The sequence below is a fragment of the Streptomyces sp. PU-14G genome, from assembly GCF_041028275.1.
In the GTDB taxonomy this organism is placed as follows: Bacteria; Actinomycetota; Actinomycetes; order Streptomycetales; family Streptomycetaceae; genus Streptomyces.
Window position 1 is genome coordinate 1 of sequence record NZ_JASKYT010000234.1, and the last position, 11,007, is coordinate 11,007.

Sequence of the window (11,007 nt, forward strand, 5' to 3'; positions counted from 1 at the left end):
GCTCGGTAGGGGGTCTCAGTAGGTCGGAGGGGACATCGCCCACAGGACGCGCGCGTCCTCGGTGCCCGTGCTCTCGACGACGCGGTGCGGTTGGCTGCTGCGGTAGTGGATCGAGTCGAAGGCCGACAGGACGTGGGTCTCGCCGTCGATCATGACTTCGACCTCGCCGGCGATGACAAGGAGGACCTCCTCGGAATCGCCGTGCGTGTAGGGCTCGACGCCCGTCGACCCACTCGGTCCGAAGTGGCCGAGGAGGAGTTCGAGATGGTCGAAGTGTGCGGGGGTGAGCTTGATCTTCGAGGCGTCCTCACCGAACGCCACGCCCTTGGCGTCGCGGAATCGCAGGACCGGCTGGACCGAGGACTCGGTCTGGGCGAAGAGGTCGCCGACGTTGAGGCGAAGCACCGCGCAGATCCGCTGCAGGGTCAGCACACTCGCGTTCGAGCGGCCGCGCTCGATGGAGGAGAGATGGCCCTCGGTGACCTCGGCTTGGGCGGCGACGTCGCTGAGGGTGAGTTGCAGGGCTCGTCGGCGGCTGCGGAGGCGCTCGCCCGGAGTGCGGGCCGTGACAGGGTCTGTGCTCACGGCGGAGAAGCTAACCGAGTTCGACTACCACCACAATAGATTTGGCTACAGCACAGAAAACTTTACTGTGCGAGGTCAAAGGGCTACTCGGCCCTCGAGAGCGGGGGCGACTCGCCGCAGGAGGACGCGTGAACGAGCTCGCCGAGCTTCTTCCGTCCGGACGGAACGGCACCGTCGCGGCGCCCAGGCCGACCTCCTCGACGAAAGCCTGGGCCAGCAACTGACGGTCACCGAAGGGGCGTCGAGCTCCGCGATGTCGCCTCCGTTGCTCCCGCGCCCCCGAGAGTCCGGGGGGACGACGATCGGTGTTCAGTTCTGCGCCGTGGGACGCACCACGATGTCGCCGACGTCGACGTTGGCCGGCTGCTCGATGGCGAAGGCGACAGCTCGGGCGACAGCCTCCGGCGGCATCGCGAGAGCAGCCATGCTCTCGAGCGCCTGAGCCCTGATCCGAGGCGCCACGGAGTCGGCGAACTCCGTTCGCGTGATACCCGGCGAGACCACTGTGACGCGCACCCTGTCGCCGGCCTCCTGGCGCAGCCCCTCGGAGAGGGTGCGGACGGCGTTCTTGGTGGCGGCGTACACCGCCTGGTTCGGCACGATGCGCAGTCCCGCGGTGGAGACGGTGTTGACGAAATGCCCGAAGCCCTGCGCCCGGAAGACGGGCAGGGCCGCCGCGATTCCGTGGAGGACGCCCTTGAAGTTGACATCGACCATGTCCTCCCAGTCGTCGACGCACAGGTCGTCCAGCGGGGAGATGGGTCCGACACCGGCATTGCTGAGGAGGACGTCGATCTTGCCGTAGCGGTCGCAGGCCAGCTTGACGAGGTCGGCCAGGTCCCCGCGACGCTTCACGTCTGTCACCACATGGGCAGCCTGGCCCCCTGCCTCTTCGATACGGGAGGCCAGTGCCTCGAGGCGGTCCGTACGGCGAGCGCCGAGCACCACCTTCGCGCCGCGCTCGGCGAGGAGGAGCGCGGTCGCTGCGCCGATTCCGCTGCTGGCGCCGGTGATCGCGACGACCTTGCCTTCGATTGCGGACACGATTGCTCCTCACAGCGGGGAGTGACCCGCAGCGCATGGCTAGAGTGGAAACTGGAGGCGCCTCCAGTTCCACCAGCGTAAGTGGAGGCACCTCCACTTGGCAATCGAGGACGAGGGAGCGGACCACCGATGGCACGGGATACGGGGCGCCCGCTGCGGGCCGACGCACAACGCAACAGGGACAAGATCCTGGCCGCGGCGGTACGGGTGTTCACCGAGGAAGGGCTCGACGCCAACTTCGAACGCGTCGCGAAGGAGGCGGGCGTGGGCACCGGCACCCTCTACCGCAACTTCCCCACACGGGAGGCGCTGATCGAGGCGGCTTACCGCAACGAAGTGGCGCACCTGTGCGACGCGGTGCCCGGCCTTCTGGACACCATGCCCCCTCGCGAGGCGCTGCGCGCCTGGATGGGCCGCTTCATCGACTACGCCACCGCCAAAATGGGCATGGCGGACGCCCTGCGGGCCGTCGTCGCCTCGGGAGGCGACCCCTACGGCCGAAGCCGCGAGATGATCCAGACCGCCATCGACACCCTGATGGAAGCCGGGACCGCCGTCGGCGTGCTCCGCGACGACATCCGCCCCTCCGATCTGTCAGCCGCCCTCGCCGGAATCGCCCTCACCTCCGCCAAGCCGGACCAACGTGACCAGGCCGAGCGCCTTCTCGACCTCACCATGGACGGGCTGACACCCACTCCCCCCTCACCCGCCGAACACTGACGGCACGTGTGACGCGGTCGCGCGCGACCAGCGACCCGACACCTTTCCGGGCCCCACGGATTCCACGGCTCTCGCGGCTCTCCCGGCTCTCGCGGCTCTCGCGGCTCTCGCGGCTCTCGCGGCTCTCGCGGGGACAACGGATCCCACGGAGCGAACGGAGACAGTGGCCCCACCGATTGGCGGTGCGCGCGTGCCGTTAGGGTGACCTGCCATGAACGCGGCGCTGGGGGACACGATGATCGCGGTCCCGCCGGGACGGGTGACTCTGTCGGATCGGCGGACGCAACACACCTGGTCGGTCGAGGTCGCACCGTTCCAGCTGTCGGCGTTTCCCGTCACCCAGTCGCTGTACGCACAGGTCACCGGCCGTCGGCCGAGCACCGGCCAGGGCGACCGGCTGCCCGTCGAGAGCGTCTCATGGTGGGACGCGGTCCGGTTCTGCAACGCGTTGTCCCGGCGGGAGGGGCTGACACCCGCGTACCGGCTCGATGCCGACGACACGGCCGAGTGGGACACCACCGCCGACGGGTACCGGCTCCCGACGGAGGCCGAGTGGGAGCACGCCTGCCGTGCAGGCACCACCGGCCCGCGATACGGCCGACTGGACGAGATCGCCTGGTACCGGGCGACCTCAGGCGAACACATTCACCCTGTTGGCGGCAAGCAGCCCAACCCGTGGGGCCTGTACGACATGCTGGGCAACGCGTGGGACTGGTGCTGGGACGTCTACGACGCCGAGGTGTACGGCAGCTACCGGGTGCTCCGTGGCGGCGGATGGTCCGACGAGCACTGGAGCTGCCGGGCCTCGGTGCGGCGCCGCAGTCATCCCACCTTCCGGATCGACGACGTGAGTTTCCGTCTCGCTCGCTCCACTTGGACGCCGACCGGGTGAGGGTGACTGTGTGAGCGGACGAGACCCACACCCCCTCTCCCCACTGCGCGCCGGGAGCCGCAGGCTTCACCACGACAGGGCGAACTGTCCGCTTTACAGTGGCTAAGAGGATAAAGCATCTGGTATGCCCTTCTTGTTGCTGACGCCCGCCCCAGGGACAGCGAGGCCGCGTGATGGACGAAGAGCAGCGTGACGACGCCGGGTACGTCGACGACGAGGACACAGCCGACGACGAGGAGACAGGAACCGCCCGCAGGCAGGCGCGCCACCCGGACGACCGGTACCGGGACGAGGGGGACGAGGGGGATCAGGAAGCGCAGGAGGGCGAGCTTCTCCCCGCAGGCGAGGACACCGACCAGGGCACGGACGTCCTGCTCGACGTCCCTCAGCTCGAGGTCGACGAGATCCACCTCGACGTCGAAGACCTCCACGCTCGCGTCTCCCTCCAGGCGGAGGTTCTCGACCTGCTCAAGCTCAACGTCGGCGCCGACGTCGACCTCGGCCGGGTCCAGCTGGAGATCAAGGGTGTCGAAGCTCAGGCGCTGCTGAAGGTGCGCCTGGACAACGTCGCACGGATCATCGACCGGGTGCTGCGCAGCGTCGACAAGAACCCGCAGATCCTGGAGGCGGTCACCCAGGGTGTGGGGGCCGCGGCGCAGGAACTCGGCGGCGGGGCCCGGCAAGCGGTCGGCGAGTTGGGACACGGAGCCGGCGAGGCCACCAAGAGCGTCGGCGCGGGCGCAGGCGAGGCCGTCCAGGACGTGGGCGCGGGCGCAGGCCAGGCCACCCAGGACGTGGGCGCAGGCGCAGGCCAGGCCGCACAAGACGTGGGCGCAGGCGCAGGCCAGGCCACCCAGGACGTGGGCGCAGGCGCAGGCCAGGCCGCACAAGACGTGGGCGCAGGCGCAGGCCAGGCCACCCAGGACGTGGGCGCAGGCGCAGGCCAGGCCGCACAGGACGTGGGCGCAGGCGCAGGCCAGGCCGCACAGGACGTGGGCGCAGGCGCAGGCAACGCCGCACAGGACGTGGGGCAAGGCGCACGCGAGTCCGCTGAAGTCGTGGGCGAGGAAGCGGGCCAGGCAGTCGGCAAGACGACGCGAGGTGGCGAGGACACCGTGCGGGAGCTCGGCGCCTCCGCCGATTCGGCGCCCGAAGACGAGGAGGACTCCGACAGGCGAGCGGGGCGACGCTCGAAGCGTACGACCTCGAAGCGTACGGCGGAGCGCGGAGACCCCAGGCGCAGGCGGGAGCCGCCATGAACGGCGCGCCGCACAGACGCACAACAGGCCACCGGCCGGGAGACGGGCCGCCACACCGGAGGGAACAGCGGCCGGGGCCGGTCGGCACAGTCCACTTTCGACGGAGGGGACGCCGAAGAGGAGACCGGCGACACCGCGGCCGAGACGGTGAACCGTCGGCGTGAGCAGACGCCGGACATCTCGCTCACCTCTTCGGTGCGGGCGGTCGGCCTTCGCTTCCCGGACGAGCCCCAGGCCCGGGTGGCGTTCCACGGCTCTCCGGGCCGCCGGTCCACTTCCCGCAGCGTGCGGCGCCACCTGCCCGAGCGCGTGAGCGCGGGGGTCGAGTACCGGGACGTGAGCGTCGACTACGTTCTCGCCACCGGGCTCGTCGGCGACGCTGAGGCCGCTGGACCGACCGATGACCACACGGACGCCGCCACCGGACACGCGGCGACCGATGAGCCGAGGCCCGGTCCCGGCCCCGGCCCCGGTCCTGGCCCCGCTACCGCCCCCCGGCGGCGGTCTTCAGGCGAACAGTGAGCGAAGCGCCGGCCACGGGCCCCCGGGTCTTACTCCTCCCGCCCGGTCCGTTGTGTCACTCGCCGGGGCGAGCCTCATCGGCTCGCTACCGGGGAACGGCTCGGTACCGGGGAAGGAGAACGTGGCCGCGAAGGCCGGCCCGTCCCGGGCTCCCGTCGTGCGCCGGGCTCTCCTCGTGCGCGAACGGGCCCCTCCGCCCGTACCGGCCCACCTACAGGTGAGGGAACATCTCGTGACTCAGGAGAAAGCCGCAGACAGTGGCCCCGTCGCACCACGGCCGGACGAGCTCTCCCCCGCTGCGGGTGATCGCCTGCCCGAGCCGGTGACGGATCTGCGACGCGTCGGAATCAACCCGCACTTCTGGTATCCGGTCGCCCGGTCCCGCAAGGTGCTGAAGGGCAAGACCTTCGCTGCCGCGTTCGCAGGCGCACGCATCGTGCTGTACCGGGGCGGGCAGGGAGCGGTCTACGCGCTGGAGGATCGCTGCGCTCACCGGCAGGTTCCGCTGAGCATGGGTGTGGTGGAAGGCGAGACGCTCCGCTGCTGCTATCACGCGTGGGCGTATCGGGGGAACGGCCGCATCTGTCAGATTCCCTACCTGCCCAAGGGCGGGGAACGACCGCCGCGCGGCGTGCGCGCCTACCCGGTCCGGGAAGCTTACGGCCTGGTGTTCGTGTTCCCCGGCGATCCGGAGAAGGCGGCTGCGACACCGCTGCCCGAGTTGCCGGAGTTCGCTTCGCCCCACCACAGAACGATGACGTTCTCCCGTACCGTGCGCTGCCACTACTCCTTCATGCACGAGAACCTGCTCGACATGAACCATCAGTTCCTGCACCGGGGTGTCATCGGCCGGATTCAGCCCAAGCTCCTCGGGTACGACGCCGGGCCGCAGTCCGTGGAGGCCCGCTACCTGTTCACCTCCGGCAAGGGGAAGAAGGACTTCGGCGCCGGTCTCCTCTCCGCGAAGGGGGGCAAGGGCGGCAAAGGGAGCACGGGGTCGGACGTCATCACCATCCGCACCGAGTACCCGTATCAGACACTCCGTTTGGCGCCCACGAACACGGAACTCCCCGCCTTCTCCCTCTGGGCTGCCTACGTACCGGAAGACGCCGAGCAGCGCGTCAATCGGGCATACGGACTGCTCATGATCGCCAAGCCGCCGATCCCGGGAGCGCTTCATGCCGCCTGGCCCTTCATCCGGCGCTTCACCGAACGGGTTTTCGCTCAGGACCGCATGGCGGTGGAGGCGGAGCAGCATGCCTGGGACGAGCAGGGAGAGGACCACAACCACGAGGTGTTCCCACTGATCCTCGATCTGCGAGACGTGCTGCGCAGCAACGGCGTCCCCCTCCCCTCGTAAACGGCTCAGTCAGACCCCCCGCAAGGGCCGCGCCCGGCCGACCGCTGTCGGCCCACCCCCTCAGACCGGCTCCGGGAGCGGCCCGAGACGCTCCCTCGCGACGGGGGCACGTCATGTCGCGCCACGCTCCGCTGGTGGCCTGAGTCAGGGATTCTTCACTAGGTGGTGTCGCGTGTAGGCGAAGGCCTCCTGAGCGTTCCGGGCCCCCACGTCGACGGCCAGAACGTGCCACGGGGTCTGGTCGAGGAGACGGCGCGTCAGGTCGGCCTCGAAGCGGAGGTGCGTGGCGGCCGAGGAAAGGTCGTGCACTGCCCGGGTGCCGGGGGAACCGGCGAGTTTGCGCACATACCAGTCCGCCCATGCGTCCCCTTCGCGCTGCACCGCGCGGCGCAGTGCCCGCTCCGGGTCGTCGTGGACGTACACAATGGTGACCTGCGCCGCCGGCTCCAGTGCTTGGACCAACTCGCCCATCACCCGGGAGAGAGTCCGCTCGTCGTGGCCCCATGCCACGAGGGAAGGGATGAACGGTACGAGAGCGTCCGTCACGACGTAGTCCTTGCCTTGCGCCACTGCCTCGGCGACGTAGGCGCGAGTGCACTCGGTCAGGGTCGAAGGACTGACGGCGGCGTTGCCACCGGCGAACTCCTCGGCCACCGGCCGGAACGCCCCCCGAGTGAGGATGTCGGCCTCCTCGAAGTGGTCGACGGACGCGCCGGTATCGGCAAGCCACTCCGCCACCGCTCGGCACAGCGTGGATTTGCCCACGCCCGGGCTGCTGCCGATGACCGAGACCACATGCGGAGTCATCTCGCCAGTCTGCCAGCCGGGCAGTTGTGTCTGTCACGATCGCGCGATCACGTCGACGCGGACGCGGCTACGCGGTCACGCGGTCGGACGGGGCTGCGGAGTCAGGGACGGGTGCCGGGGGCCTGTCGGCGGGCTGCGGTCGGAGTGCCGGGGCACCTGGGGGCGGACGGGTGGTCGCGCACGGCCTGATGCCGTGCGGGGTACGCAGGTGTCTCACTCCCCGGTTTCCGTCTCGGTCGATGCTAGGAAGCGGTCATTATCTTCCACAAGAGCGCCTCATTAATTTCTTTCCAGTCATAAAAGCGCCTCAAAAAGCAGGCCCGAACTTGACAGGAAGTGAATCACTGCCGAATGATCCAACGCGTCTCACTTCCCGGCTTCGTCGTGCCGGACAGCCGCACAAGCCTCACAGGGCGTGGCCCGCCGTCCGGCGGTCAGTCACGGGCCGCGTGTGCCCGCAGTTTCCCCCGCCCGCCGCGGGGCCAGAAGTCGTGAGGCCATCACCAATGCACCAACCACCCCCGGGACTGTATGCGCGCTTGGGCGCCATGCTGGCGCTGGAGTACTTCGTGTTCGGCACCTGGAAGCCGACCATGGGCCTGGTCATGAGTCAGAACGGCCTGGGCGACAAGATCGGTCTCGTCTTCATCTTCGCGGCGATCGCCGCAATGATCTCGCCCCTCTTCGTAGGGGCGCTGGCCGACCGCTTCTTTCCCGCCCAGAAGGTGTTCGGCGTCCTGCACCTGGCCGGCGGGGCGCTGCTCGTCCTGATGCCACAGGCGATCGTGAACCGCGAGGGCGCCCTGTTCGTGCTCCTGCTGTTCCTCTTCATGCTGTTCTTCCAGCCGACCCAGGCGATGCCCAACTCCATCTCGTTCGCGCACCTCCAGGGGCGGATGCACGTCTTCCCCTACCTCCGGGCGCTGGGCACCGGCTCATGGATCATCGCGGGGATCGTCGTCGGGCAGGGCGGCCTCTCGGCCCATCCAGCGATCTTCTACATCGCCGCCACCGTCTCGTTCGCGCTGGGCCTCTACTCCTTCACCCTGCCTTCCACTCCCCCGCTCTCGAAGGGCCGCAGCTTCCGGCCCCTGGACATGATCGGGGCCGGCGCCTTTCCCCTCTTCAGGCAACGCAAGTTCGTCGTGCTGATCGCCTGCATCCTGCTGACCTTCATACCGGCCTCCACCTACAACGACTACGGCGCGACCTACCTGGATGCCGCGGGGGTGCACAACGTGGCCTCGATCATGTCGATCGGGCAGGCGGCGGAATTCGTGGTCATGCTGCTACTGCCGCGCCTGTTGGTGAAGTTCGGTTTCCGGAAGATCCTGGTCACCGGGGCGCTCACCTGGATCCTCCGCTGCGTCCTCTTCCTGACGCTCACGCACGGCCAGGTCTGGCTCGCCGTCACCGTCGTCGCACTGCACGGCGTGACCACCGACTTCTTCATGGTCACGATCTACATGTACGTGGACCGCATGGTGGCCCCCGCCCTCAGGTCGCAGGCGCAGGCACTGGTCTTCTTCTTCCAGCTGGGTGTCGGCAGCTTGCTGGGGGCGGTGGCCGCCAGCTCGATCTACAACAGCGTGATCGGCAACGCCACCACCTCCGACCTGAGCGACTGGCAGCCGATCTGGTTGGTGGCCGCGGCGGCTGCGGTACTCAACGCGCTGCTCATGGTGGTGTTTCTCGGCAGGGACGACCCTGACCAGGAGCAACCCGGGGGGCCCGGGGCCGTATCGCAGGACCCGCAGGGAGCGGGGAAGTCACCGCACGCCACCGAAGCACCGGGCGTCGCGGGCGGGAGCGACGAGGAGGACGCCGCGCCCACGGACGCCGGCGGTTCCGCCTCCGCGCCACTCCGCTGACCGCGCCTCCCCCGCCTCCCTCCTCACGCCATCCGCACCACCGGCCGCCGCCATGTCATCGCCCGCCATCACGCAACGGCCGCCGCCACGGCATGGGCCGCCATCGCGTCATCGGCCGCCGCCGCAACACCGGTCACCGCCGCATCATCGACCACCGCCGCATCACCGGTCACCGCCGCGTCATCGACCACCGCCGCATCACCGGAAAGGACCATCATGAAGATCACTGCCGTCAAATGCGCCCTCCTCGGGAACAGCCCGGTCATCCGGGTCGTGACGGACGAGGGCATCGACGGGTACGGGCAGATCGAGTCGTACAAGCCGCATGCGAAGGCATCCGTCCCCTACTTCGCGGAGTTCGTCGTGGGCTTGGATCCGACGAACGTCGAGTCCGTGCTGCTGCGCATCCGGCGACGTGGCGGCAACAAGCCGTGGGGCAGTGTCGTCAGTGCCATCGAGATGGCGCTGTGGGACATCGCCGGCAAGGCCGCGCGGCTGCCGGTGCACAAGCTGCTCGGCGGCAGGGTGCGGGATCGGGTGCGCGTCTACAACGGCGGGGTCCGGGTGCCCCGCGCGGGGAACGAGCCGGAGGACTTCGCGGAACTGATGCGCCGGCTCAAGAACGTTCCCCAGGGCTTCACCCTCATCAAGCAGGCCATCGGATACCACGACCCGATGGCCGGGGAGATGGCCGGCTACTCCTACTCACAGGTGCGCACCGGCGCGCCGCACCCCAACCGGGGCTTGCTCACCGAGCGGGGGCTGGAGCACACCGTGGAGTGTGTGGCGGCCATGAAGGAGGTTCTCGGCGACGAGGTCGGGCTGGCGCTGGACTGCGGCCCGGGCTGGACCAGAAGCGACGCCGTCCGCTTCGCGCGGCGTCTGGAGCCGTACCACCTGGTGTGGCTGGAGGACCTTCTGACCGGCGACTACGTGCCATGGACCGACGCCGGGGCGTACCGGGACCTGACCAACGCGACCGCCACCCCCATCCACACCGGCGAGCAGCTGTATCTGCGTCACAACTTCCGGGACCTGATCGAACAGCGCGCGGTCGACGTCATCGGCCCCGATCCGGCCGATGTCGGCGGCATCGCCGAGCTGAAGTGGATCGCCGAGTACGCCGACCTGCACGGCATCTCGATGGCGCCGCACGGCGTGTACGACGGGCTGATCGGCCTCGGGGCCCTGGTGCAGGTGTGTGCGACGCTCCCGGACAACTTCATCGCCTTCGAGTACCCGGTGCCCGAGCACCCCTGGTGGTACGACATCGTCGAGGGGTGGCCCGAGCAGATCGTGGTCGACGGCCACATCGAGGTGAGTGAGCGTCCGGGGCTCGGCGTCACGCTGATACCCGAGGAGGCCCGCCGGTACCTCTCCGAGGAGGACCGCCACTTCTTCGAGTGAGGCTTGTCGGGGCGGGCCCGTCCGCGTTTTTGGCCACCGTCGGCCGGCGGGCCCGCCCCGGTGTCAGGCCACCGGCTTGATGTTGAGGTTCACTCCCAGGTCCGCTTCGCTGTCGACGACGGTCCAGCTGCCGCCGGGGTAGTGGCCGATGTTGCGCACCGGGTAGCCGAGATCGCCCAGTTCGGCGACCACCGCGTCGCGTGCCGCACCGACCTGGAAGCCGATGTGGTGCACGCCGTTGCCGTGTTCCCTGAGAAACTCCCGGAAGGTGGAGGGGTTCTCATCCGGCTCGTGCAGTTCGATGGCGAAGCCGCGTTCCGGGCATTCGATGACGGCGAACTTCAGGCCGTAGGACGCCGTCTCGCCGCGATAGGACTCATCCGGATCGGGCTCGGCGGGGGTGACGCGCACGTGGGGCCGCGGGGTGTTCAGCAGCTCGCACCAGGCGTCGAGAGCGCGGTCCATGTCCTCGACCACCAGGGCGATCTGAATGAATCCGTTGAGAGGTATCGGGGTTTCCACTGTCTGCTCCTGGGTGTC

At 69.2% G+C, this 11,007-nt stretch carries 11 protein-coding genes; 6 read left to right on the forward strand and 5 right to left on the reverse strand.

Features of this window, described 5'->3' with window-relative positions:
* Positions 1–15 precede the first annotated feature (15 nt).
* Both AB8Z75_RS23695 and AB8Z75_RS23700 read right to left on the reverse strand, forming a co-directional pair.
* The gene (locus AB8Z75_RS23695; RefSeq protein WP_369205199.1) at positions 16–585 is read right to left on the reverse strand and encodes a helix-turn-helix domain-containing protein; all 570 of its coding nucleotides are present in this window, start codon (positions 583–585) and stop codon (positions 16–18) included.
* Between the two features lie 309 nt (positions 586–894).
* Positions 895–1,629, reverse strand: a complete 735-nt coding sequence (locus tag AB8Z75_RS23700; RefSeq protein ID WP_369205201.1) for an SDR family oxidoreductase — start codon at positions 1,627–1,629, stop codon at positions 895–897.
* Positions 1,630–1,758: 129 nt separating this feature from the next.
* Between AB8Z75_RS23700 and AB8Z75_RS23705 the strand changes: the two genes are divergently transcribed.
* The 4 genes from AB8Z75_RS23705 to AB8Z75_RS23720 all read left to right on the forward strand — a co-directional run bounded on the left by AB8Z75_RS23705 (position 1,759) and on the right by AB8Z75_RS23720 (position 6,382).
* Positions 1,759–2,349, forward strand: coding sequence for a TetR/AcrR family transcriptional regulator (locus AB8Z75_RS23705; protein ID WP_369205203.1), 591 nt, complete (start codon positions 1,759–1,761; stop codon positions 2,347–2,349).
* A 211-nt stretch (positions 2,350–2,560) separates the two neighbouring features.
* Complete coding sequence (locus AB8Z75_RS23710) at positions 2,561–3,241, forward strand: formylglycine-generating enzyme family protein (protein ID WP_369205205.1); 681 nt, start codon at positions 2,561–2,563, stop codon at positions 3,239–3,241.
* 173 nt (positions 3,242–3,414) lie between these two features.
* Complete coding sequence (locus AB8Z75_RS23715) at positions 3,415–4,500, forward strand: hypothetical protein (protein ID WP_369205207.1); 1,086 nt, start codon at positions 3,415–3,417, stop codon at positions 4,498–4,500.
* A gap of 844 nt (positions 4,501–5,344) precedes the next feature.
* The gene (locus AB8Z75_RS23720) at positions 5,345–6,382 is read left to right on the forward strand and encodes a Rieske 2Fe-2S domain-containing protein (protein ID WP_369205219.1); all 1,038 of its coding nucleotides are present in this window, start codon (positions 5,345–5,347) and stop codon (positions 6,380–6,382) included.
* Positions 6,383–6,526: 144 nt separating this feature from the next.
* Here the strand turns inward: AB8Z75_RS23720 and AB8Z75_RS23725 are convergent, their stop codons facing one another.
* Positions 6,527–7,189 (reverse strand): hypothetical protein, encoded by a 663-nt coding sequence (locus tag AB8Z75_RS23725; protein ID WP_369205209.1) that lies wholly within the window; start codon positions 7,187–7,189, stop codon positions 6,527–6,529.
* A gap of 539 nt (positions 7,190–7,728) precedes the next feature.
* Between AB8Z75_RS23725 and AB8Z75_RS23730 the strand changes: the two genes are divergently transcribed.
* Complete coding sequence (locus AB8Z75_RS23730; RefSeq protein WP_369205211.1) at positions 7,729–9,060, forward strand: MFS transporter; 1,332 nt, start codon at positions 7,729–7,731, stop codon at positions 9,058–9,060.
* A gap of 68 nt (positions 9,061–9,128) precedes the next feature.
* On the opposite strand, the gene AB8Z75_RS23735 is transcribed toward AB8Z75_RS23730, so the two are convergent.
* Entirely contained in the window at positions 9,129–9,296 is a 168-nt protein-coding gene (locus tag AB8Z75_RS23735) for a hypothetical protein (protein ID WP_369205213.1), read from the reverse strand.
* Between AB8Z75_RS23735 and AB8Z75_RS23740 the strand changes: the two genes are divergently transcribed.
* On the forward strand, positions 9,277–10,467 hold the full coding sequence (locus tag AB8Z75_RS23740; protein WP_369205215.1) for a mandelate racemase/muconate lactonizing enzyme family protein: 1,191 nt from the start codon (positions 9,277–9,279) through the stop codon (positions 10,465–10,467). The genes AB8Z75_RS23735 and AB8Z75_RS23740 overlap by 20 nt on opposite strands.
* Positions 10,468–10,530: 63 nt before the next feature.
* Here AB8Z75_RS23740 and AB8Z75_RS23745 read toward each other — a convergent pair.
* The coding region (locus AB8Z75_RS23745) for a VOC family protein (RefSeq protein WP_369205217.1) at positions 10,531–11,007 on the reverse strand (477 nt) is incomplete at its 5' end.